Consider the following 22,327-nt stretch of genomic DNA (forward strand, 5'->3'; position numbering starts at 1 on the left):
ATAGTTTTCAATATAAAATATTGAACTATTCCTCAAGTCTAATATCCAAACCTAATCCCTTAAGTTCGTGCATTAAAACGTTGAAAGATTCTGGTAAACCAGGTTCTGGCATTGTTTCGCCTTTAACAATTGATTCATAGGTTTTAGCTCTTCCGATAACATCATCAGACTTAACCGTTAAAATCTCACGTAAAGTTGCAGATGCACCATATGCTTCAAGTGCCCAAACTTCCATCTCACCAAATCTTTGACCACCAAATTGAGCTTTACCACCCAAAGGTTGTTGTGTAATTAATGAATATGGTCCTATAGAACGTGCGTGCATTTTATCATCTACCATGTGACCAAGTTTCAACATATAAATCACCCCTACTGTTGCAGGCTGATCAAAACGCTGACCTGTTCCACCATCATATAAGTATGTATGTCCAAATCTTGGAATACCTGCTTCGTCAGTATAAGCATTAATTTGATCCAATGTAGCACCATCAAAAATTGGAGTTGCATACTTTCTACCAAGTTTAAGACCTGCCCAACCTAATACAGTTTCATAAATCTGTCCAATGTTCATACGCGATGGTACACCCAGTGGGTTAAGTACGATATCAACAGGAGTTCCATCTTCCAAGAACGGCATATCTTCATGACGTACTATTCTAGATACAATACCTTTATTACCGTGTCTACCTGCCATTTTATCACCAACTTTCAGCTTACGCTTCTTAGCAATATAAACTTTAGCTAATTTCATAATACCTGCAGGTAATTCATCACCTACAGAAATTGTAAACTTATCTCTTCTCAAGTTTCCTTGTAAATCGTTAAGTTTAATTTTATAGTTATGAAGTAAATCAGCAACCAATCCATTAGTATCGTTATCTGTTGTCCAGCTACCACCTACTAGGTGTGCAAAATCATCAACAGAGTTTAACATTTTCATGGTATACTTTTTACCCTTAGGTAAAACTTCTTCTCCTAAATCATTAAGCACACCTTGAGAAGTTTTACCATTTACTATTGTAAATAATTTCTCTACAAGTACATCTTTTAATTCTTGGAATTTTACTTCGTATTCCAATTCTAACTTAGAAAGCTCTTCTTTATCTTCAGAACGTTTTCTCTTATCCTTTACAGATCTTGAGAATAATTTCTTTTCAATTACAACACCTCTAAGAGAAGGTGAAGCTTTTAAAGAAGCATCTTTTACATCACCCGCTTTATCTCCAAAAATGGCACGTAATAATTTTTCTTCAGGTGTAGGATCAGACTCACCTTTTGGTGTAATCTTACCAATAAGAATATCACCAGGCTTAACCTCGGCACCAATTCTTATCATACCATTTTCATCCAAGTCTTTTGTAGCCTCTTCTGAAACGTTAGGTATGTCATGAGTAAGCTCTTCTGCACCTAATTTTGTATCTCTTACTTCTAAAGAATATTCATCAACATGAATAGACGTAAAAATATCTTCACGAACAACCTTTTCAGAAATTACAATTGCATCCTCAAAGTTATAACCCTTCCACGGCATAAATGCCACTGTTAAGTTTCTACCTAATGCTAATTCCCCTTTTTCAGTTGCATAACCTTCACAAAGAACTTGTCCTTTTTTAACTCTATCACCAACTTGTACAATTGGTTTAAGGTTAATATTTGTTCCTTGATTCGTTTTTCTGAACTTAACTAAGAAATATGTTTTACTATCCTCCTCGAAACTAATTAATCTCTCCTCATCAGTTCTATCATATTTGATAGTTACTTTTTGAGCATCTACATATTCAATAACACCATCACCTTCAGCATTTATCAATACTCTAGAATCAGAAGCCACTTGACGCTCTAAACCTGTTCCTACAATCGGTGATTGTGGTTTCAATAAAGGAACTGCCTGACGCATCATGTTAGATCCCATCAAAGCCCTGTTCGCATCATCATGTTCCAAGAATGGAATCAAAGATGCAGAAATAGATGCAATTTGATTAGGAGCTACATCCGTATACTGAATTTCTGATGGATCTACAACTGGGAAATCACCTTCTTCTCTAGCAATAACCTTTTCAGCATCAATAGTACCATCTTCTTTCATTGGAATGTTTGCTTGCGCAATTTTCATTCCTTCTTCTTCTTCAGCACTTAAATAAGTGAAATTTTTATAATCAACAACAGAATTAGTAACCTTTCTATATGGTGTTTCTAAGAACCCCATTGGATTTACTTTAGCAAACACAGATAATGAAGAAATCAAACCAATGTTTGGACCTTCTGGAGTTTCAATAGGACATAAACGACCATAGTGTGTATAGTGAACATCACGTACTTCGAAACCAGCACGCTCTCTTGATAAACCACCTGGCCCTAATGCAGACAATCTTCTTTTGTGCGTAATTTCAGCTAATGGATTCGTTTGATCCATAAACTGAGACAACTGATTTGTTCCGAAGAAAGAATTAATAACAGAAGACAATGTCTTCGCATTAATTAAATCTATAGGTGTAAATACTTCATTATCACGAACATTCATACGTTCACGAATTGTTCTTGCCATACGAGCAAGACCAACACCAAACTGAGATGATAACTGTTCCCCTACTGTTCTAACACGACGGTTAGATAAGTGGTCAATATCATCAATCTCCGCCTTAGAGTTAATTAACTCAATTAAATATTTTATTATAGTTATGATATCCTCTTTGGTTAATACCTGCTTATCCATTCCAATATCCAACTGTAATTTCTTATTCATTCTATAACGACCAACTTCACCTAAGTTGTAACGTTGATCAGAAAAGAATAATTTATCAATAATACCACGTGCTGTTTCCTCATCTGGCGGCTCAGCATTACGTAATTGACGATAGATATGTTCAACGGCTTCTTTTTCAGAGTTCGTTGGATCCTTTTGTAATGTATTATGAATAATTGCGTAATCAGATTGCGCATTATTTTCTTTATGTAAAAGAATAGTTTTTACATCAGCATCTATAATTTCAGTAATATGATCTTTTTCAAGAATAGTATCTCTATCTAAAACAATCTCATTACGTTCTATTGATACAACTTCACCAGTATCCTCATCAACAAAATCCTCATGCCAAGTGTTCAATACTCTTGCCGCTAATTTACGACCAAGAACTTTTTTTAATCCGGCATTAGAAACTTTCACTTCTTCAGAAAGATCGAAAATTTCTAAAATATCCTTATCACGCTCAAAACCAATAGCTCTGAATAAAGTTGTAACCGGTAATTTTTTCTTTCTATCGATATAAGCATACATAACGCCATTAATATCGGTAGCAAATTCTATCCAAGAACCTTTAAAAGGAATTACCCTAGCAGAATATAATTTTGTTCCGTTTGCATGGAAAGATTGACCAAAGAATACCCCTGGAGATCTATGCAACTGAGAAACCACAACTCTCTCTGCACCATTGATCACAAAAGTACCACTTGGAGTCATATATGGAATTGTACCTAAATACACATCCTGTACAATCGTTTCAAAATCTTCATGTTCTGGATCAGTACAATATAATTTTAAACGTGCTTTTAAAGGGACGCTATAAGTAAGACCACGTTCAATACATTCTTGTATAGAATATCTTGGTGGGTCTATAAAATAATCAAGGAATTCCAATACAAACTGATTTCTTGTATCAGTAATTGGGAAATTTTCCATGAAGGTATTATAAAGACCTTCATTACCTCTTTCATCTGATTTAGTCTCTAGTTGAAAAAAGTCTTGGAAAGATTTAATCTGAATATCTAAGAAATCCGGGTAATCCGGTGTGTTTCTTGCGGAAGCGAAGCTTATTCTTTCAGTATTATTTGTGAACATCTACGGACAGTGTTTTGATCGTGAGTACTAAATGAGTAGTATACATCTTAATATACCTAAATCTATAAAATGGCTTAGGTCTAACCGCCAAAAGCGAAAAGACCTAAACCAAAAGTAATATGGTTGTTGCTATTATTTAAGCTCAACTTCTGCTCCAGCTTCTTCCAATGATTTTTTAATACCTTCAGCTTCATCTTTAGAAACTGCTTCTTTAACAGCTTTTGGCGCGCTATCAACGATATCTTTCGCATCTTTCAAACCTAAACCAGTTAATTCTTTTACTAATTTAACTACAGCTAATTTAGAAGCACCTGCTGCTTTCAAAATTACATCGAATTCAGTTTTCTCTTCAACTGCTTCACCAGCTTCACCACCACCAGCTGCTACTGCAACTGCTGCTGCTGCAGGCTCGATACCGTACTCATCTTTTAATATATCAGCTAACTCATTTACTTCTTTTACAGTAAGGTTAACCAATTGCTCTGCGAAATCTTTTAAATCTGCCATTTTCTATCGTTTAATAAAATTTTTAAAATATACTTAGTTAATTGTGCGTACTTATCTTTCAGATAATGTTTTTAGAATACCTGCTAGTTTACCACCACCAGATTTAAGTCCAGAAATAACATTCTTGGCTGGAGATTGTAACAATCCAATAATTTCACCAATCATTTCTTCTTTAGACTTAATGCTAACTAAAGCATCTAAATTTTCATCACCTATGTAAATTGCTTCTTCTACAAAAGCTCCTTTCAATAAAGGCTTATTAGATTTTTTTCTAAAATTCTTTATTAATTTTGCAGGAGCATTGGCAACATCAGAAAACATAAGAGAAGTATTCCCTTTCAATGTTTCTGGTAATTCACCAAATTCTTTTTCCGAAGCTTCCATTGCTTTTGCAAGCAAAGTATTCTTAACTACAGCCAGTCTTATATTAGCTTTAAAGCAAGCTCTTCTTAAATCAGAAGTTGTACCTGCATCTAAACCTGAGATATCTGCCACATAAATAGTGGTACTATCTGCCAACTGCGTAGTCAAATCTTTTATAACCGTTGCTTTTTCTTCTCTTGTCATACTTTTAATTTTTAACTACCAGCTGTTAAACTGACTTTGGATCTAATTGCAAACTAGGACTCATAGTACTAGACATGAAAATTGATTTCATGTAAACACCTTTTGCCGCAGTTGGCTTCATCTTATTCAAAGTATCCAACAACTCCTTAGCATTATCTGCAATTTTATCTGCAGAAAAAGAAGCTTTACCTATCGCAGCATGTACGATACCTGTTTTATCAACTTTGAAATCTATTTTACCTGCCTTAACTTCAGATACAGCCTTAGCTACATCCATAGTTACAGTTCCTGTCTTTGGATTCGGCATTAAACCTCTTGGCCCCAATACTCGACCTAAAGGACCTAATTTACCCATTACACTTGGCATAGTGATGATAACATCAACATCCGTCCAACCGTTTTTGATTTTTTCCAAATACTCATCTAAACCAACATAGTCAGCACCCGCTTCTTGAGCTTCTGCTTCCTTGTCTGGTGTTACCAAAGCCAAAACTTTAACATCTTTACCAGTTCCATGAGGTAATGTTACCACACCACGAACCATTTGATTAGCTTTTCTTGGATCTACACCCAAACGAACTGCTAAATCAACAGATGCATCGAATTTTGTATTGGTTATCTCTTTTATTAAAGCTGAAGCTTCTGTAACAGAGTATAATTTATCTTTCTCTATTTTAGAATGCGCTTCCTTTTGCTTCTTAGTTAACTTTGCCATTTAATTACTTTTAAGATTTTAAAAAGGTTTCTTTCCTGCTACCTTCATACCCATAGAACGTGCAGTACCCGCTATCATACTCATAGCTGATTCTACTGTAAACGCATTAAGGTCAACCATTTTATCTTCGGCTATAGCCTTGATTTGGTCCCAAGTAACACTACCTAATTTTACTCGGTTAGGTTCGCCAGATCCTTTCTTAATCTTAGCCGCTTCCAATAGCTGAATTGCCGCCGGTGGTGTTTTTACAACGAAGTCGAAAGACTTATCTTTGTAAACGGTGATAACAACTGGTAATATCTTACCTGGTTTATCCTGTGTACGAGCATTGAACTGCTTACAGAACTCCATTATGTTAACACCAGCAGCACCTAAGGCAGGTCCAACCGGTGGCGATGGATTCGCTGCACCTCCCTTAACTTGTAGTTTAACTACTTTACCTATTTCTTTTGCCATTGTTTAAAATTAAATTGAAAGTGTGTTTACGGAAGCAACACTACTTTAATTATATGTATGTAACACTTATTATAATATTTATACTTTTTCTACTTGCATATAGCTAAGCTCTAACGGAGTTTTTCTTCCGAAAATCTTAACCATAACTTCAAGCTTACGCTTTTCTTCATTAATCTTCTCAACAGTACCATTGAAGCCATTAAAAGGACCATCAATAACTTTAACCGTTTCACCAAATACAAATGGAATTGCTACACTATCAGTATTAACAGCTAGCTCATCTACTTTACCTAGCATTCTATTCACTTCATTTTTTCTTAAAGGAACCGGGTCACCCCCTTTAGTTTCCCCTAAAAATCCTATAACATTAGTTATAGACCTAACAATGTGAACCATTTCACCACCTAAATTGGCTTTAATCATAATATAACCAGGAAAATAAACTCTTTCTTTGTTTATTTTCTTTCCATTTCTGATTTGAACAACCTTCTCGGTAGGAACAAGAACATCTTCTAAATAGTCTGAAAAACCATGACGCTCTACCTCACTCTCTATGTATCCCTTGATTTTATTCTCCTGACCACTGACAGCTCTGACAACGTACCATTTCTTTTCCAATACCTCTGACATAGTCCTTATTAGTTTAAAACGTAGTTGAAATATGATTTAATCACTTTACTAAAGACCGTATCCACACCCCATGTCGCTAAAGCGAAAAGGATAGAAAACACAGCTACAATAACCATCAAATTAGATGACTCTGCACGTGAAGGAAGAGTAACATTATTCCTTAACTCTTCAACGGATTCTTTTATATATGTGAACATTTAAATTCTATTTTACAATTTCAACAAAGTAGGATAATTAATCCAAATTCTATTATGGCACGGGAGGAGAGACTCGAACTCCCGACACCTGGTTTTGGAGACCAGTGCTCTACCAACTGAGCTACACCCGTATGAACGATGAACTTAATCACCAATTCTATTTTTTGCATGTAAAGGTGTCCCGCTTGAGCGAGACACCCTTAAATACAATACTCTTATTAGATTGAAATTAATCTATAATCTTAGTTACCTGACCAGCACCCACTGTTCTACCACCTTCACGGATAGCGAAACGAAGACCTACGCTTAATGCGATTGGCTGAATCAACTCAACCGTAATAGTAAGGTTATCACCAGGCATAACCATTTCAACTCCTGAAGGAAGTGCAATGTTACCTGTTACGTCAGTTGTTCTTACATAAAACTGAGGACGATAGTTATTATGGAATGGCGTATGACGACCACCTTCTTCTTTTTTCAATACATAAACCTCAGCTTCAAATTTAGCGTGTGGCTTAACAGAACCTGGCTTACAGATTACCATTCCACGGCTAATTTGAGATTTTTCAATACCTCTTAACAAGATACCTACGTTATCTCCAGCCTCACCTCTATCCAAAATCTTACGGAACATTTCAACCCCAGTAATAGTAGAGTTTAATTTTTCAGCACCCATACCAATGATCTCAACTGGATCACCCGTATTTGCAATACCAGTTTCTATACGACCAGTTGCAACAGTACCACGACCTGTAATAGTAAATACATCTTCAACAGGCATTAAGAAATCCTTTTCAACATCTCTTTTAGGTAGTTCGATCCACGCATCAACAGCATCCATCAACTCCATAACAGTATCAACCCATTTTTGCTCACCGTTCAATGCACCTAAAGCAGAACCAGCGATTACAGGACCATTATCACCATCATACTCATAGAAAGAAAGCAATTCTCTTACTTCCATTTCAACAAGCTCGATCAATTCCTCATCATCAACCATATCCACTTTATTCATGAATACAACTATTCTTGGAATACCAACCTGACGACCTAAAAGGATATGCTCACGAGTTTGTGGCATAGGACCATCCGTAGCAGCAACAACTAATATAGCACCATCCATTTGAGCAGCACCAGTAACCATGTTCTTTACGTAATCCGCGTGACCAGGACAGTCAACGTGTGCGTAGTGACGATTAGCTGTAGAATACTCTACGTGTGAAGTGTTAATTGTAATACCTCTTTCTTTTTCCTCAGGAGCGTTATCGATAGAATCGAAACTTCTCAATTCAGAAAGACCTGCATTTGCCAAAACAGTAGTAATAGCAGCAGTCAATGTAGTTTTACCGTGATCCACGTGTCCAATAGTACCTATATTTAAGTGCGGTTTGGAACGATCGAAAGTTTCCTTTGCCATGTTTAATGTATTTTATTCTTAGTTTATATTAGTGTACAAATTTATACCTTAATTGAGCCAATGACGAGAATTGAACTCGTGACCTCTTCCTTACCAAGGAAACGCTCTACCCCTGAGCTACACCGGCGTAAAGTGTTGAATCTACCCAAGGATAGATTCCTGCCTTCGCAGGAATGACATTTCTGTCAAATTTATAGAGCGGGAGACCGGGTTCGAACCGGCGACATTCAGCTTGGAAGGCTGACGCTCTACCAACTGAGCTACTCCCGCTTATAATATTACAATATTTCAATAAAATTCTTTTCTAAATAGTTTTGTGGGGAGAGCAGGATTCGAACCTGCGAAGACGTAGTCAGCAGATTTACAGTCTGCCCTCGTTGGCCGCTTGAGTATCTCCCCTCAAACTAATATTTTAAAGAACTTAAGAGCCGATGGAGGGACTCGAACCCACGACCTGCTGATTACAAATCAGCTGCTCTAGCCAGCTGAGCTACATCGGCTTATTTCACGACTTTTCTGTCATAAAAAAGCCCGCTATTTCTAACGGACTGCAAATGTATAGTATTTTTTGTTTATTCAAAACAAATTTTTAAAAATTTTTAATCAAGCTTGTAATCTTAATTTCTCTTTTTGCTTTATTAGCCTACGTTCCAGCGAACTACAGGCTGAGTCCACAGCCTCTTCAAATGATTTACATTGTTTTTTAACAACAAATTTATCTTTAGGTATCGTAATTTTTATTTCAACTATCTTATTTTCTTTTGCACTTGTATTCTCAACCTTCATATAAACATCAGAGCTAATTACCTTAGAATAAAAGGTTTCCACCTTATCAAGTCTATTCTGAAGAAAATTAATCAATTTACTATTCGCATTAAAATTCACCGATTGTGTATTTACCTTCATAGTCAGAAAATTTATGGCTTATTTACTTAGCCAGATTATACAATTATTATTTTCCTCCTCTTGGATGAGCCTTTGCATGAACCTTTTTTAACTCCGCTATACTATTATGCGTATATACTTGCGTAGAAGCTAAACTGGAATGACCAAGCAACTCTTTGACCGCATTTAAATCTGCACCCTTATTTAGAAGATGCGTGGCAAAGGTGTGCCTTAAAATATGAGGACTCGTCTTTACCTTTGAGGAAACCTCTCTAAAGTACTTTTTTATTAACCTATAAACAAGTGTTTCGTATAATTTATTACCAGACTTTGTTAAGAATATATTTCTTTCATCTATTATCTCAGGTAGCCCTTCTCTAAAGCTGAGATATCTATTAAATTTTTCTTTAGTTTCAGCCAACATAGGTATGACCCTCTCCTTGTTTCTCTTTCCCAATACTTTTAAAGTCATGTTCTCAAAATCCACATCTAAAACTTTCAACTCAATCAACTCTGCCCTTCTTATACCCGTAACATACAACACATGAATTAACAACTCATCTCTAACACCCTCAAAATCATTTGCATATTCAATTTTAGACAATACATTTTCCATTTCTAATTCTGAAAATGGTATTTCAATTTTTTTTGCGGTTTTTAACGCTTTATGTTTTACCAATGGATTAATTTGGGACACACCTAATTTCTTTAGGAATTTAAAATAAGCTTTTAAAGAAGATATTTTTCTATTAATAGAACGATTATTTATTTGTCTTTCAGACAAATCTACCACCCATAACCTCACAACACTGTACTCTACACTATCAATACTTTCAATATCATAATTAGATTTACAAAATCCGCTAAACTCTAAAATATCATTCTCATACGCTTTTATTGTGTGCGCAGAATAATTTTTCTCTAGAGCTAGATATGATATAAATTCAGTTAAAAACATACACTAAGATATTAAAGTTTAAAACTAGTTGAAATTTGAGCAAAAAAAATCCCGCAAATAGCGGGATTTTAAATTTATCAAAACAAAGTTTAGATTTCTTCTTGATCTCTAAGACCTTGAATATATTCTGCTTTTTGTATCTGTGCTCTTCGAACAACCGACGGCTTATTAAACTGTTGACGCTTACGTAACTGTCTCATTGTACCTGTCTTATCGAACTTACGTTTGAAACGCTTTAAAGCTCTATCGATGTTTTCTCCTTCTTTTACTGGTATTATTAACATGGGCTAAACCTCCTCTCTTTTGTGATTAAGGCTGCAAATATACTAACTATATTTAAATAGGCAACCTATAATGTGTTTTTAAAACTTTTTATATTCCAAACTATACTGTAGCCGGCTTATATTCTTTCTTATCGATGATAATTTTAGAAATTATTTCTCTTAATATTTCTGACGTTCCTCCACCAATAGGCCCCAATCTACTATCTCTAAAGTTACGTGCCATAGGATAATCTTCTATATACCCGTAGCCCCCTAAAAATTGTAAACACTCATAAGCAACCTCGTCTGCAACCTTTGTTGATTTTAATTTAGAGATCGTAGCTTCTTTAACCACGTACTGCCCCTTATCTAAACGATAAGCAACAGAATAGTTATACTCTTTACACATATCTATATCTGCATGAAGATCAACAATTCTATGCCTCAAAGCCTGAAACTGGTTGATTGACTTCCCAAAAGCTTCTCTTTCTGACATGTAATTTAAAGCATAATCTAAAACATGCTCTGATCGTGCATGAGCATTAACTCCCATTATCAATCTTTCCAATGAAAAGTGCTCCATTATATATGAAAAGCCCATGTTTTCTTCACCCATTAAATTTTCCACAGGTATTTTTACATTATCAAATGCCAATTCTGCGGTATCTGAAGCTCTCCAACCTAATTTATTTAATTTACTAGCCGTAACGCCTTCACTCTTTCTATCAACAGCAAAAATACTAATACCCTTATTACCTAGCTCAGGTTTAGTTTTTGCCGCTACGATCATATAATCAGCATATACACCATTTGTAATAAAGGTCTTCGAACCATTCAAAATATAATGGTAACCTTGTTTAACTGCAGTTGTTCTCATTGCGGCCACATCACTTCCTCCAAAAGGTTCTGATATACAAAGACAACCAATTTTATCGCCATCAACACTAGGTCTCAAATACTTTTCTTTTAGAAATGAATCTGCTTCCTTATTTAAATGCGTCATAGCCAAATAGGCATGTGCCCAAATTGCAGCTGCAAATCCGCCAGAATTAACTTTTTGTAATTCTTCTAGTAGAATAATTGTATAAAAAAGATCAAGACCAAGACCACCATCTACTTCTGGAGTTAACAAACCGAAATAACCCATATCTCCAAATTTCTTCCATATGAATCTTTCAATTGTTCCAGTTTCCTCCCATTTATCTATATGAGGAACAACTTCTTTTTGTAAAAAATCCTTTAGGCTGGCCCTAAATAATTGATGTTCTTCAGTGAAGTACATACTTTGCATAGCGTTTTTTTTATAATGACAAATATAAAGTAATTCTATTAATACGCTCTGCCGGAAAATCCTCTATTTTTAATAATTCGTTCAAAGAATTGATACTTCCGTTGAGATTACGATAATTTACTATGCTCTGAGCTACGTGTTTTTGAAGATATATCAATTTAGACAATTCTGCAGCAGTTGCTGTATTTACATTTATTTTTATAATTTCTGGTTTAGAAATCACTTTAAATTTCCTCAAAGTCTTATTTACAACTTCTTTTTCAAGACCATAGACATCAAATAATTGATCATCTATTACAAAGCCCCCTAACCTATCTCGAAATTTTATAATTCTAGCAGATAATTTCTCTCCAATTCCATTAATCTCTTGTAATTCTTCTGCCGTAGTTGTATTTAAATCTTTGTAGACGATTTTACTGTTCTCAGGTTTAACTACATATATGTTTGTTTTTTTAGATGAATTTTTCTCTTTGTTTTGAGTCCAAGCCGGAAACTTAAAATTTGGAGAAATCGCATTTAATAACGAATCTGAAACATTAGTTACATTTTGAAATTCTTTAGCAGAATTCACATATTTATTTTCATCTCTAAAACTATGCAACCTATCTATCTCATTTACCGACATCCCTAGAGTATAGCCTTTATAATCTGTAATGAAATTAGGGTTGAACGGATAGGAAGTTACCGTATCTTTTGTAGCAGTAATGTTCTTTAATGAATCAATTTTGATTTGCTCATCATTATCAACCACTAAAGGATATGGCTGACTAACAGCATTAGATTCATATGCATAATACCCTAACTGAATAATTATGATAAAAAATAATAAAAAGAAAATCCCACTTCGTTCTTGTTTATTGAACTTGAAGTGGGATTTAAAATTTATCAAAATCTAAATTTATTAGTATACCTCTTTAATAGCATTTAAGTATCTAACCAAACTTTTCTTCACTTTAGGAAAAAGAATTAGAAGACCTATCATGTTTGGAAAAACCAATGCTAAAATCATCGCATCTGAAAATTTAATAACAGCATCTAACGTAGCTGCCGCACCAATTACAACAAACATTAAAAACAATACTTTGTAAGCGATATCTGCAGTTTTACCTCTACCAAATAAATATTTCCAAGATTGAAGTCCGTAATAAGACCAAGAAATCATTGTAGAAAAAGCAAACAATATAATTGCAATTGTTAATACATATCTAAAACCAGGTATTACAGAATCATATGCCATAGAAGTTAAATCTACACCACCAATATAAGCACCAGTTTCATTTAACATTACGGTACTACCAACACCATTACCATACTCAAAAGCGCCTGCATCCATATTAAAGAATATAATAACCAAGGCTGTCATAGTACAAATAACAACAGTATCAATAAAAGGCTCTAGTAATGCTACGATACCTTCACTTGCAGGGTATCTTGTTTTTACTGCCGAGTGCGCAATTGCAGCAGATCCAGCACCAGCCTCATTAGAGAATGCAGCTCTTTGGAAACCAACAATTATAACACCAATAACACCACCAAGAGCAGCATCTGGTGAAAATGCACCAGAAAAAATCATACCGAAGGCATCACCTATATATTTAATATTAGCAAAAATGATAACTAAAGAAGCTAAAACATAAATACCCGCCATAAACGGAACTATCTTTTCTGTAACACTTGCAATTTTTTTAATTCCACCAATAATAACAATCCCTACTAGAATCGCAAGAATAACACCTATAATAACTCCAGTTGCACCGCCTTCTAAATTGAACATAGAAGTTAACTGAACAGCAGCTTGGTTAGATTGAAATGCATTACCACCACCGAATGATGCCCCTACGCAAAGAACAGCAAAAACACCTGCTAGAATTTTTCCTAAAATTTTAAAATTACTCTCACTTAGACCTCTTGACAGGTAATACATTGGTCCACCGTATACTGTTCCATCAGGACCTACATCTCTATATTTTACACCTAACGTACATTCAACAAACTTTGTTGACATACCAATTAATCCACATACAATCATCCAAAAGGTTGCCCCAGGACCACCTAATGCAATAGCTACTGCAACACCTGCTATATTACCTAAACCAACTGTACCTGAAACGGCTGTAGCCAAAGCTTGGAAGTGACTTACTTCTCCTTCTTCACTCTCATCTCTAATTGTATCAGGAATATCTCCATCATCGGTCATGTGTAACTGAACTTTTTCAAGTCCGTACTTTTCAATTTCCTCATATTTACCCCTAACTACATTAATAGCCAAAGGAAATTTAGTAATACCAGGGAATTTGAAATAAATGGTAAAGAAAGTTGCCCCTGCTATCAACAATATTAAAACTATTGGAATGTTGTAACCAGCTATTGGAACGGATGTCAAAACAGTTGCTTCCCACCAAGTTGCAAAGGGCATAAAAGCATCATTTACTATTTCATCCAAACCTTTTTCTTGAGCAATGGTTAAAAACGGTATTAACAGTGTTAATAGAGTTAGAAGTTTATACTTCATAAGTTTAAATTTTTTTTGAATTAGTTAGTTAATCTAGCAATATCCTAAAAATAATGGATGCAATCAAATATATATGACAGAAAGATGATTATTCTATATTGAACATTTCATTTAATTTCTTTATTTGTTCCGGTCTACCTAATACTATAACCTTACTTTTTGGCTGTAGTTTCATATCTGCTTCGGGGTTTATGGTATAATCACCATCTGGAGAGATATACCCTATTATGGTACAACCTGTTTTTCTTCGTAAATCTAAATCTCTCAACGAATTACAATCAATTTGATTTGCAAAATCCTCTATAGCTACCTCTTCCAAGTTTGTGGTATTCTCACCTTCCATCGAGAGCTTATCCATAAAAGTAATCAGGTCTGGCATCACCACTAACGAAGCCATGTGATCACCTCCAATTTTATCTGGCATAATAACTTTATTGGCACCGGCTAAAAACAACTTTTTTTGAGAGTTAACCAAAGATGCCCTACTTATTATAAATAGATTTTTTTTCATTTGCCTAGCAGATAAAACCACAAACAAGTTTGCTGCATCATCTGGCAAAGTAGCAATAAGGTATTGTGCTCTTTCAATACCTGCTTCTAACAATACATCATCGTCGTTAGCATCGCCTTCAACAAACAAAATATCTTCACTAAACCTCTCTATTACTTCTTTTTCTTTTTCAATAACTACAAATGGGCGCTTGTATGCTTTCAATTTTTCTGCTGCCTGCATACCATTACGTCCAAAGCCACAAACAACAACATGTTGATTTAAATTTTCAATTGCATTCTTCATCTTCTTCTTTTTTAGCAGTTCTACTGAATTTCTGGAGAGTAGGTATTCCGTAACTATAGATATGGCAAAACCAACTATAAATACGCTAGTAACTATAAGGATAATTGTAAATATTTTCCCTTCGGGACCCATTGGTCTTACTTCAGAAAAGCCAACAGTGGTGACCGTAATAATGGTCATATAAAGAGCATCAACCCACGAATAATCTGCAACAAATCGATACCCAAGCACACCAAAAGCTAAAACCATTAGCATTAATGTCAATGCTAAATAAATTTTAGATTTAAATAATTGTATCATACTTTATAAATCAAAAACAGAATTCCGTTTTGTATAAATTAAATCTTTTATTCTTAGCCAGAATGCTAAAAATAGATATAATGCAAATCCAAAACCAACAGTAACAAAAGTGAGGTAAATAAAAGAGGTTCTAACCACCCTAGCCCTTATACCCAAACGCTCGGCAATTCTACCACAAACCTCAAACCCTCTTTTCTGAAAATAGAGTAATAATTTATAGAATACATTCATTTAGTATAAAATTAGACTTTTATATTCATTAAAGATGCCCCTATAGCACAATCTAAACATTTGTCTTTACTACAGTAATTATTATACAATTGTAAATATGTTTGAGAATCTTTAGCGCTTTTAACTATCACGCCTAATTTTCCAAATTTAGATATTAAATTATTTTCCTCCTTTTTGATATCTTTCATTAATTTTAACAATGCATCATTATCTACACTGCCCTTATAACGTTGAAAGGCAAATTTTAAAGGTATTATGGTATTGATCATAAGTAAATCTAAAAAAGAATCAGTAACTCTCTTTTTACTTTTTTTAGAAGTTTTACCAAAATTGAAATGGTCTTCCCAATACTCGCTTATTTCTGCATTTAATACCCCAGAAACATTAGGCTCATCTTTCTCTATTAATAAATGAAACAAATTATTATTCTTAACATAAATGGCACTTAGTTGCGCTATACGAATGGTAGGAAAATTTGAAGGTCTTAGTCTAAAAAATTCTGGAGACTTAAAAACCGAGTTTAAATTATACTTATGCTTGAAATATGCATACTCTTTTTTTAAATCATTAAAATACTTGTCACCTTCATCTGCGCCATTTAACAAATTGGCTTGCCCAAAAAGCAAACTTTCCATTTCCAGTGGTTTGTTATATAACTTTCTAATGATTGAAAAATTAATAGATTTTCCTATTTCCACGAAAGTTTCTCCATTAATTTTAGAGCCAAAGGTTTTTAACAGCATTAGAAACAAAACATGTTCCCAGTTATTATTTGTTTCTTCGAGCAACTTATTTATTATGACGTTCTTTTGTTCTAACCGTTCTACAAACAACCGATCCATCCAATTATCCTTAATAAATTCATCTACTTTAATAAACTCATTTTCACAATTAATGAATTTATAGTTTCTGGCGTCAAAGAGATTTTGATAGGTATCTAAAATTTTTAATGGAATATATTCTTTTAAAGCTAATGTAGGTATTTGACTACCATCTTTTCTGAAGACCGATAAATCATCTTCCCAGACAACATGCAGTATTACATTATCATAATTTGAATCTTCTTGATGATTATGAGCATACCAGTCAGAAGATTTTATATGAATTTCAACATTTCCTGCCCATAATTGTTGATTCAATTCTAATTGAGCATTAAAAAAATCCGGTCCACTTAAATGATTATGTATTCCTGTAGATACCACGTTAATAGCTTCGCCAGATGTGGTCACAAGTCCATTAATGGGGTATTTTTTAAACTTCCAGATAAAATGAAGCAAGTCTTCCTTCATTTTATAAAAATAAAAAACCCGCTGTAAAGCGGGCATATTTTCTGAAATAAATAAAAATTAAGCTGTTTCTCCTTCCCAGTTCATAAAACCTCCTTGAAGATTATATGCAGTATCAAACCCTAGGTTTTTCATTATTGCACAAGCTTGTCCACTTCTATTACCTGACCTACAGTAAACGTAATAATTTTTAGTTTTGTCCAATTTCTCAATTTCTTCTACAAACTCTTGACCCTTATAAATATCAATGTTAATAGAATTTGGAATGATACCTTCTTCTATTTCTTCTTCTGTTCTTACATCGAGTATGATAGCATTAGAATCTTTCGCTAACTGCTCTTCCCAATCTTGTTGTGATAAATCTGCCATAGTATAAATTATATATGGTAAAAATAATTGATTTTTCTGTAATTGTTGGTCTCCGATAATTTTAACAAATAATTAATCTTAAAGATAATTTTAAACCATGTATTAAACATACATTTGTATATACAATTATTGTATCGACATGAATGTAGAGGAAGTTATTAAAACAAATAAAAAAATGCCGTTGGTAAAACGGACATTAATACATGTAGCATTAGTTGCCAATAAACTAGATGAGGAAGTATCTGCGGTTCTTAAACCTTATGATATTTCTATACAACAGTTTAATGTTTTAAGAATTTTAAGGGGTCAAAATGGTAAACCTGCCAATCTTTCTACCATAAATGATAGAATGGTTACCAAAATGAGCAACACTACACGATTAGTCGATAAACTAATTTTAAAAAATTTCGTCAACAGAACAATCTGTTTAAAAAACAGAAGAAAGGTTGAAATTGTCATCACTGAAGCTGGCTTAAATTTTCTAAATGAAATTGATGGAATACTTTTTGAAGCTGAGAAGAAAATACTTAAAAACTTTAGCGATGCAGAATTACATGAACTAAATGAATTATTAAATAAATTTTAAGTTAAAAATAAATGAACTCAATAGTAGATAAATTGAATTGGCGTTATGCCACCAAAAAATTTGATAGCTCAAAAAAGGTAAGCGAAAAAGATTTAGAAACTCTTTTAGAAGCTGCAAGATTAACTGCCTCTTCTTATGGTTTACAACCATATGAAATTTATGTTATTGAAGATACAGACGTACGACAAAAACTAAGAAAAGCTTCTTATGACCAGCCTCAAATAACAGATGCATCTTATTTAATAGTACTTGCAAATAAACCAACTTTTAATGAAACCATAATCGACGATTACATAGCTAATATTATGGCTATACGTGGAGTTTCAAAAGAAGACCTTGAAGGCTTTTCTCAAACTATGAAATCTACACTTTTAGTTTTACCCGATGCATATAAGAATACTTGGACATCTAACCAAGCGTACATTGTTTTAGGGAATTTAATGACCGTAGCTTCTGAAATGAAAATTGACACCTGCCCAATGGAAGGTTTCGATAAAGCTAAATACAATGAAATTTTAGGTCTAACCGACAAAGATTTAAATGCTGCCGTAGTTTTGGCAGTTGGTTATAGATCTGCTGACGACACAACACAGCACTACCCTAAGGTTAGATATTCTAAAGAACAAATTATTACCCATATATAAATTAAACACAATCATTTTAAAATTAAAGAACATGAAGAAGTCATTATTAAGTTTAGCATTCGTAGCTATATTCGGTTTTAGCGCAACAGCATCTACACCAATTGATGGAGAAAAAAAACAAATAAAAGTTAGCGAAAGCACAGTTACTTGGAAAGGTTACAAGGTTACAGGAGAACACAATGGTAACATTAATCTAAAATCTGGTCATTTAGAAATGAACGGCAAGAAATTAACAGGTGGTGAATTTGTTATAGATATGACATCAATTTCGTGTAATGACCTAGAAGCAGGAAAAGGAAAAGAAAAACTTGAGGGTCATTTGAAATCTGCTGATTTCTTTGGCGTAGAAAGTAACCCAACTTCTAAATTGGTTTTTACTTCTGTTAAGGCAATGAACAATAACTCATACACAGTTACTGGAGATTTAACTATAAAAGGAATTACAAAACCAGTAACTTTAGTAGTATCTATGTTTGAAAACAAAGCTTCAGCAACTATGAAAGTAGATAGAACTAAATTTGATATTAAATATGGTTCTGGAAGCTTTTTTGACAATCTTGGAGATAAAGCAATCTATGATGATTTTGACTTAGTGGTTGATTTAGCACTATAATTGTTTTAAAACATTCATATTACAACAATTTAAAATCCCTTTGATATAAATACAAAGGGATTTTTATTTTTGACAAGGTAAAGTTTGATAGTTTAAATTTCCTTTTTATATTTGAGCTCAATGAAAAATTTAAATGTAAATACTTGGTGGTGGAACAACTTACGAAAAACATCGTGAGCAAAGCATCATTGTAGTAAAACTATATAAAGGCTTGTCATCACGACAAGCCTTCTTTATTTTATAAAAGTACCTATGACCTATCAATTTAAGACATATCATAAAAAAATTCTTGCCGACACTGTTACGCCGGTAAGTGTTTATTTAAAAATAAGAGACCGTTTTCCAAACAGTATTTTATTAGAAAGTAGTGACTATCACGCCAACAATAATAGCTTTTCATATATCTGCTGCAACCCTATTGCGTCAATTAAAGTAGAAAACGAAGTTATTACCAAGCAATTTCCAGATGGTGTTACTGAAGAAATACAAATTACCCCACAAACAAACGTTGTTGACATTATAGATTCTTTCAGCAAGGCTTTTAAAGCTGATGACAATGACTATAAATTTATTAACAACGGGTTGTTCGGGTACATGGCGTATGACGCCGTTCGTTATTTTGAGGATGTAAAATTATCTGTAAAAGATGATTCTATTCAAATTCCAGATATTTACTATGCGGTATATCAAAACATTATAGCCATAAATCATTTCAAAAATGAAGCATATCTTTTTGCTCATTGTTATGAAACTGAAAACAATATTCCAGAATTAGAACAGCTATTAAATATTAGAAATTTTGCAACTTACAATTTTAAAATTGATGGTGAAAGAGAGTCTAATTTAGAGGATGAAGAATATAGAGCGCATGTTGCTCTAGCTAAGAAACATTGCCAACGCGGAGATGTATTTCAACTTGTGCTAAGTAGACGTTTTTCTCAAGGTTTTAAAGGCGATGAGTTTAATGTATATAGAGCTTTACGATCAGTAAATCCTTCTCCTTATTTATTCTATTTTGACTATGGCGATTTTAAAATATTCGGTAGTTCTCCAGAAGCACAATTAATTGTCAGTGATGGTAAAGCAGAAATACATCCTATTGCAGGTACATTCAAAAGAACGGGTAATGACGAACAAGACGCGCAACTGGCAAAAGAATTAAAAACAGACGATAAAGAAAATAGCGAGCATGTTATGTTGGTAGATCTTGCACGTAACGACCTTAGTAGAAATGGTAGTGTTGTACAAGTTGAAAACTATAGAGAAGTGCAGTTTTTCTCGCATGTTATTCACCTAGTTTCTAAGGTTACGGGATTGAAGAAAAGTGATATCCCTACTATGAAAGTGGTAGCAGATACTTTCCCCGCAGGTACATTAAGTGGTGCACCAAAACATATGGCCATGCAGCTTATTGAAAAATATGAAAAAACAAGTCGCGGTTATTACGGTGGCGCTATTGGTTTCATGGATTTTACAGGAAACTTTAACCATGCCATAATGATTAGAACTTTTTTAAGTAAAAATCACAAATTACATTACCAAGCGGGTGCCGGCTTAGTTGCTGCATCTGATCCAGAAAGTGAATTACAAGAGACATTTAATAAATTGGGCGCATTGACCAAAGCATTAGAAATAGCTGAAGATATTTAAAATGAAGAAAATATTAGTCATAGATAATTACGATAGTTTCACCTACAATCTAGTGCATTATTTAGAGGAATTAGGTTGCGAGGTTATTGTAAAACGAAACGACCAACTTACATTAGAAGAGGTTGATGCATTTGATAAAATTGTACTCTCACCCGGTCCTGGTATACCTGACGAAGCTGGTTTACTGAAACAAATTATAGAAAAGTATGCACCTACCAAAAGTATCTTTGGTGTATGCCTTGGTCAACAAGCCATTGCAGAAGTATTTGGTGGATCTCTCATAAATTTAGATGAAGTTTATCATGGTATTGCAACGAAAATAAATATCACAAAAGAAGATGTTTTATTTTTAGGTATTCCAAATGAAATTGAAGTTGGTCGTTACCATTCATGGGTGGTGAACCCAAATTTACCAGATAGTTTAGAAGCTACCTCCGTTGATAAAAATGGACAGATAATGTCGCTAAGACATAAAACGTACGATGTTCGAGCTGTTCAATTTCACCCAGAATCTGTTCTAACACCGCAAGGGAAAAAGATGTTAGAAAATTGGTTAAACGCTTAAGCTTAATTATCATATAATAAGGCTTAAGGTTTTATGTAATACAACTTAGAGAATGAAAGAGACACTAAATAAACTTATAAATCACGAAATACTTTCAAAGGAAGATGCAAAACGTATTCTCGTGAATATTGCAAAAGGTGAATACAACACTAGTCAAATAGCGGCCTTTTTAACCGTATACATGATGCGTAGTATTACCATTGAAGAATTAGAAGGTTTTAGAGATGCTTTGCTAGATTTATGTTTGGCGGTAGATCTATCTGCCTACAACCCTATTGACCTTTGTGGTACTGGTGGTGATGGTAAAGATACTTTTAATATTTCTACACTAGCATCATTTGTCACTGCAGGTGCAGGCGTAAAAGTTACTAAGCATGGTAATTACGGAGTTTCTTCTAAATGTGGTAGTAGCAACGTAATGGAGTTTCTTGGAATAAAATTCAGTAATGATGCTGGCTTTTTAGAAAAATGCATTGATGAAGCTGGTATATGTGTTTTACATGCTCCCTTATTTCATCCTGCCATGAAAAATGTTGCTCCGATCAGAAAAGATTTAGGCGTTAAAACATTCTTTAATATGTTAGGTCCTATGGTTAATCCTGCATTTCCAAAGAACCAAATGGTTGGTGTTTTCAACTTAGAACTGGCACGTATGTACGGATACTTATATCAAAAGACCGATAAAAATTTCACTGTACTTCATGCATTAGATGGTTATGATGAAATTTCTTTGACAGGAAATACCAAAACTATTTCTAACCATACAGAGAGTATGCTAAAACCATCAGATTTTGGTGTGAAACAAATTAAGCAAAGTGATATTATTGGAGGAGATTCTATTGATACTTCTGCTCAAATTTTCTTAAACGTCTTACAAGGCAAAGGTAGCGAAGCCCAAAATAATGTGGTGTGTGCCAATGCAGGTATTGCTATTGCAACGGTAGAAGATTTGACACCACTTCAAGGTTTTGAAAGAGCTAAAGAATCTTTGCTAAGTGGAAAAGGATTGATAGCATTGAAGAAAATACAGGAACTAAGTAAAAATTAAAGAGAA

The 22,327-nt window shown here is 33.9% G+C and carries 24 protein-coding genes and 5 tRNA genes; 6 read left to right on the forward strand and 23 right to left on the reverse strand.

Going from position 1 to position 22,327, the window contains the following annotated elements; translation table 11 throughout:
- Window positions 1-25: 25 nt before the first annotated feature.
- The 23 genes from rpoB to P178_RS0119800 all read right to left on the reverse strand — a co-directional run bounded on the left by rpoB (window position 26) and on the right by P178_RS0119800 (window position 17,215).
- Complete coding sequence (gene rpoB / locus P178_RS0119695) at window positions 26-3,835, reverse strand: DNA-directed RNA polymerase subunit beta (protein WP_027067850.1); 3,810 nt, start codon at window positions 3,833-3,835, stop codon at window positions 26-28.
- 132 nt (window positions 3,836-3,967) lie between these two features.
- A complete protein-coding gene (rplL, locus tag P178_RS0119700; RefSeq protein WP_027067851.1) occupies window positions 3,968-4,342 on the reverse strand; it encodes a 50S ribosomal protein L7/L12 in 375 nt (124 codons plus the stop codon).
- Between the two features lie 51 nt (window positions 4,343-4,393).
- Complete coding sequence (gene rplJ, locus P178_RS0119705) at window positions 4,394-4,909, reverse strand: 50S ribosomal protein L10 (RefSeq protein ID WP_027067852.1); 516 nt, start codon at window positions 4,907-4,909, stop codon at window positions 4,394-4,396.
- Between the two features lie 25 nt (window positions 4,910-4,934).
- Window positions 4,935-5,624: a 50S ribosomal protein L1 gene (gene rplA / locus P178_RS0119710; RefSeq protein WP_027067853.1), complete on the reverse strand. Its 690-nt coding sequence runs from the start codon at window positions 5,622-5,624 to the stop codon at window positions 4,935-4,937.
- 18 nt (window positions 5,625-5,642) lie between these two features.
- On the reverse strand, window positions 5,643-6,080 hold the full coding sequence (rplK, locus tag P178_RS0119715; protein WP_027067854.1) for a 50S ribosomal protein L11: 438 nt from the start codon (window positions 6,078-6,080) through the stop codon (window positions 5,643-5,645).
- Between the two features lie 78 nt (window positions 6,081-6,158).
- Entirely contained in the window at window positions 6,159-6,710 is a 552-nt protein-coding gene (gene nusG / locus P178_RS0119720) for a transcription termination/antitermination protein NusG (RefSeq protein ID WP_027067855.1), read from the reverse strand.
- 8 nt (window positions 6,711-6,718) lie between these two features.
- Entirely contained in the window at window positions 6,719-6,907 is a 189-nt protein-coding gene (secE, locus tag P178_RS22990) for a preprotein translocase subunit SecE (protein WP_081819476.1), read from the reverse strand.
- A 55-nt stretch (window positions 6,908-6,962) separates the two neighbouring features.
- Window positions 6,963-7,038 (reverse strand) — tRNA-Trp (locus P178_RS0119725).
- Between the two features lie 98 nt (window positions 7,039-7,136).
- Window positions 7,137-8,324: an elongation factor Tu gene (gene tuf, locus P178_RS0119730; protein WP_027067856.1), complete on the reverse strand. Its 1,188-nt coding sequence runs from the start codon at window positions 8,322-8,324 to the stop codon at window positions 7,137-7,139.
- 55 nt (window positions 8,325-8,379) lie between these two features.
- Window positions 8,380-8,451 (reverse strand) — tRNA-Thr (locus tag P178_RS0119735).
- Window positions 8,452-8,521: 70 nt separating this feature from the next.
- Window positions 8,522-8,594, reverse strand: a tRNA-Gly gene (locus P178_RS0119740).
- A gap of 47 nt (window positions 8,595-8,641) precedes the next feature.
- A tRNA-Tyr gene (locus tag P178_RS0119745) sits at window positions 8,642-8,723 on the reverse strand.
- A 27-nt stretch (window positions 8,724-8,750) separates the two neighbouring features.
- A tRNA-Thr gene (locus P178_RS0119750) sits at window positions 8,751-8,824 on the reverse strand.
- A 103-nt stretch (window positions 8,825-8,927) separates the two neighbouring features.
- Entirely contained in the window at window positions 8,928-9,230 is a 303-nt protein-coding gene (hpf, locus tag P178_RS0119755; protein ID WP_027067857.1) for a ribosome hibernation-promoting factor, HPF/YfiA family, read from the reverse strand.
- A 46-nt stretch (window positions 9,231-9,276) separates the two neighbouring features.
- Window positions 9,277-10,167 (reverse strand): tyrosine-type recombinase/integrase, encoded by an 891-nt coding sequence (locus P178_RS0119760; RefSeq protein WP_027067858.1) that lies wholly within the window; start codon window positions 10,165-10,167, stop codon window positions 9,277-9,279.
- 89 nt (window positions 10,168-10,256) lie between these two features.
- On the reverse strand, window positions 10,257-10,451 hold the full coding sequence (rpsU, locus tag P178_RS0119765; RefSeq protein WP_027067859.1) for a 30S ribosomal protein S21: 195 nt from the start codon (window positions 10,449-10,451) through the stop codon (window positions 10,257-10,259).
- A 100-nt stretch (window positions 10,452-10,551) separates the two neighbouring features.
- Window positions 10,552-11,721: an acyl-CoA dehydrogenase family protein gene (locus P178_RS0119770; protein ID WP_027067860.1), complete on the reverse strand. Its 1,170-nt coding sequence runs from the start codon at window positions 11,719-11,721 to the stop codon at window positions 10,552-10,554.
- A gap of 10 nt (window positions 11,722-11,731) precedes the next feature.
- Window positions 11,732-12,610 (reverse strand): ComEA family DNA-binding protein, encoded by an 879-nt coding sequence (locus P178_RS0119775; RefSeq protein ID WP_027067861.1) that lies wholly within the window; start codon window positions 12,608-12,610, stop codon window positions 11,732-11,734.
- Window positions 12,611-12,622: 12 nt separating this feature from the next.
- Window positions 12,623-14,233 carry an alanine/glycine:cation symporter family protein gene (locus P178_RS0119780; RefSeq protein WP_027067862.1) on the reverse strand — a complete coding sequence of 537 codons (1,611 nt, stop codon included), beginning with the start codon at window positions 14,231-14,233 and terminating at the stop codon, window positions 12,623-12,625.
- 88 nt (window positions 14,234-14,321) lie between these two features.
- Entirely contained in the window at window positions 14,322-15,329 is a 1,008-nt protein-coding gene (locus P178_RS0119785) for a potassium channel family protein (RefSeq protein WP_027067863.1), read from the reverse strand.
- Between the two features lie 3 nt (window positions 15,330-15,332).
- Window positions 15,333-15,560 (reverse strand): PspC domain-containing protein, encoded by a 228-nt coding sequence (locus tag P178_RS0119790; protein WP_027067864.1) that lies wholly within the window; start codon window positions 15,558-15,560, stop codon window positions 15,333-15,335.
- Between the two features lie 11 nt (window positions 15,561-15,571).
- On the reverse strand, window positions 15,572-16,849 hold the full coding sequence (locus P178_RS0119795) for a DUF2851 family protein (RefSeq protein WP_027067865.1): 1,278 nt from the start codon (window positions 16,847-16,849) through the stop codon (window positions 15,572-15,574).
- 57 nt (window positions 16,850-16,906) lie between these two features.
- Window positions 16,907-17,215, reverse strand: a complete 309-nt coding sequence (locus P178_RS0119800) for a rhodanese-like domain-containing protein (protein ID WP_027067866.1) — start codon at window positions 17,213-17,215, stop codon at window positions 16,907-16,909.
- Window positions 17,216-17,354: 139 nt separating this feature from the next.
- On the opposite strand from P178_RS0119800, the gene P178_RS0119805 reads away from it, so the two are divergent.
- From P178_RS0119805 to trpD, 6 genes are all read left to right on the forward strand, one after another.
- Window positions 17,355-17,801: a MarR family winged helix-turn-helix transcriptional regulator gene (locus P178_RS0119805; protein WP_027067867.1), complete on the forward strand. Its 447-nt coding sequence runs from the start codon at window positions 17,355-17,357 to the stop codon at window positions 17,799-17,801.
- Between the two features lie 11 nt (window positions 17,802-17,812).
- A complete protein-coding gene (locus P178_RS0119810) occupies window positions 17,813-18,445 on the forward strand; it encodes an NAD(P)H-dependent oxidoreductase (protein ID WP_027067868.1) in 633 nt (210 codons plus the stop codon).
- A gap of 31 nt (window positions 18,446-18,476) precedes the next feature.
- Entirely contained in the window at window positions 18,477-19,058 is a 582-nt protein-coding gene (locus P178_RS0119815) for a YceI family protein (RefSeq protein WP_027067869.1), read from the forward strand.
- 252 nt (window positions 19,059-19,310) lie between these two features.
- Window positions 19,311-20,708, forward strand: coding sequence for an anthranilate synthase component I family protein (locus P178_RS0119820; RefSeq protein WP_027067870.1), 1,398 nt, complete (start codon window positions 19,311-19,313; stop codon window positions 20,706-20,708).
- 1 nt (window position 20,709) lies between these two features.
- Window positions 20,710-21,273 carry an anthranilate synthase component II gene (locus P178_RS0119825; RefSeq protein WP_027067871.1) on the forward strand — a complete coding sequence of 188 codons (564 nt, stop codon included), beginning with the start codon at window positions 20,710-20,712 and terminating at the stop codon, window positions 21,271-21,273.
- A gap of 52 nt (window positions 21,274-21,325) precedes the next feature.
- Window positions 21,326-22,321 carry an anthranilate phosphoribosyltransferase gene (trpD, locus tag P178_RS0119830; RefSeq protein WP_027067872.1) on the forward strand — a complete coding sequence of 332 codons (996 nt, stop codon included), beginning with the start codon at window positions 21,326-21,328 and terminating at the stop codon, window positions 22,319-22,321.
- The last annotated feature ends 6 nt before the right edge of the window (window positions 22,322-22,327 follow it).

This window comes from Maribacter sp. Hel_I_7 (genome assembly GCF_000688315.1).
In the GTDB taxonomy this organism is placed as follows: domain Bacteria; phylum Bacteroidota; class Bacteroidia; order Flavobacteriales; family Flavobacteriaceae; genus Maribacter; species Maribacter stanieri.

Excerpts from the sequence above, each read along its gene's own strand:
- rpoB (WP_027067850.1), bottom strand. The coding sequence starts at position 3,835 with ATGTTCACAAATAATACTGAAAGAATAAGCTTCGCTTCCGCAAGAAAC.
- rplL (WP_027067851.1), bottom strand. The coding sequence starts at position 4,342 with ATGGCAGATTTAAAAGATTTCGCAGAGCAATTGGTTAACCTTACTGTA.
- rplJ (WP_027067852.1), bottom strand. The coding sequence starts at position 4,909 with ATGACAAGAGAAGAAAAAGCAACGGTTATAAAAGATTTGACTACGCAG.
- rplA (WP_027067853.1), bottom strand. The coding sequence starts at position 5,624 with ATGGCAAAGTTAACTAAGAAGCAAAAGGAAGCGCATTCTAAAATAGAG.
- rplK (WP_027067854.1), bottom strand. The coding sequence starts at position 6,080 with ATGGCAAAAGAAATAGGTAAAGTAGTTAAACTACAAGTTAAGGGAGGT.
- nusG (WP_027067855.1), bottom strand. The coding sequence starts at position 6,710 with ATGTCAGAGGTATTGGAAAAGAAATGGTACGTTGTCAGAGCTGTCAGT.
- secE (WP_081819476.1), bottom strand. The coding sequence starts at position 6,907 with ATGTTCACATATATAAAAGAATCCGTTGAAGAGTTAAGGAATAATGTT.
- tuf (WP_027067856.1), bottom strand. The coding sequence starts at position 8,324 with ATGGCAAAGGAAACTTTCGATCGTTCCAAACCGCACTTAAATATAGGT.
- hpf (WP_027067857.1), bottom strand. The coding sequence starts at position 9,230 with ATGAAGGTAAATACACAATCGGTGAATTTTAATGCGAATAGTAAATTG.
- P178_RS0119760 (WP_027067858.1), bottom strand. The coding sequence starts at position 10,167 with ATGTTTTTAACTGAATTTATATCATATCTAGCTCTAGAGAAAAATTAT.
- rpsU (WP_027067859.1), bottom strand. The coding sequence starts at position 10,451 with ATGTTAATAATACCAGTAAAAGAAGGAGAAAACATCGATAGAGCTTTA.
- P178_RS0119770 (WP_027067860.1), bottom strand. The coding sequence starts at position 11,721 with ATGCAAAGTATGTACTTCACTGAAGAACATCAATTATTTAGGGCCAGC.
- P178_RS0119780 (WP_027067862.1), bottom strand. The coding sequence starts at position 14,233 with ATGAAGTATAAACTTCTAACTCTATTAACACTGTTAATACCGTTTTTA.
- P178_RS0119785 (WP_027067863.1), bottom strand. The coding sequence starts at position 15,329 with ATGATACAATTATTTAAATCTAAAATTTATTTAGCATTGACATTAATG.
- P178_RS0119790 (WP_027067864.1), bottom strand. The coding sequence starts at position 15,560 with ATGAATGTATTCTATAAATTATTACTCTATTTTCAGAAAAGAGGGTTT.
- P178_RS0119795 (WP_027067865.1), bottom strand. The coding sequence starts at position 16,849 with ATGAAGGAAGACTTGCTTCATTTTATCTGGAAGTTTAAAAAATACCCC.
- P178_RS0119800 (WP_027067866.1), bottom strand. The coding sequence starts at position 17,215 with ATGGCAGATTTATCACAACAAGATTGGGAAGAGCAGTTAGCGAAAGAT.
- P178_RS0119805 (WP_027067867.1), top strand. The coding sequence starts at position 17,355 with ATGAATGTAGAGGAAGTTATTAAAACAAATAAAAAAATGCCGTTGGTA.
- P178_RS0119810 (WP_027067868.1), top strand. The coding sequence starts at position 17,813 with ATGAACTCAATAGTAGATAAATTGAATTGGCGTTATGCCACCAAAAAA.
- P178_RS0119815 (WP_027067869.1), top strand. The coding sequence starts at position 18,477 with ATGAAGAAGTCATTATTAAGTTTAGCATTCGTAGCTATATTCGGTTTT.
- P178_RS0119820 (WP_027067870.1), top strand. The coding sequence starts at position 19,311 with ATGACCTATCAATTTAAGACATATCATAAAAAAATTCTTGCCGACACT.
- P178_RS0119825 (WP_027067871.1), top strand. The coding sequence starts at position 20,710 with ATGAAGAAAATATTAGTCATAGATAATTACGATAGTTTCACCTACAAT.
- trpD (WP_027067872.1), top strand. The coding sequence starts at position 21,326 with ATGAAAGAGACACTAAATAAACTTATAAATCACGAAATACTTTCAAAG.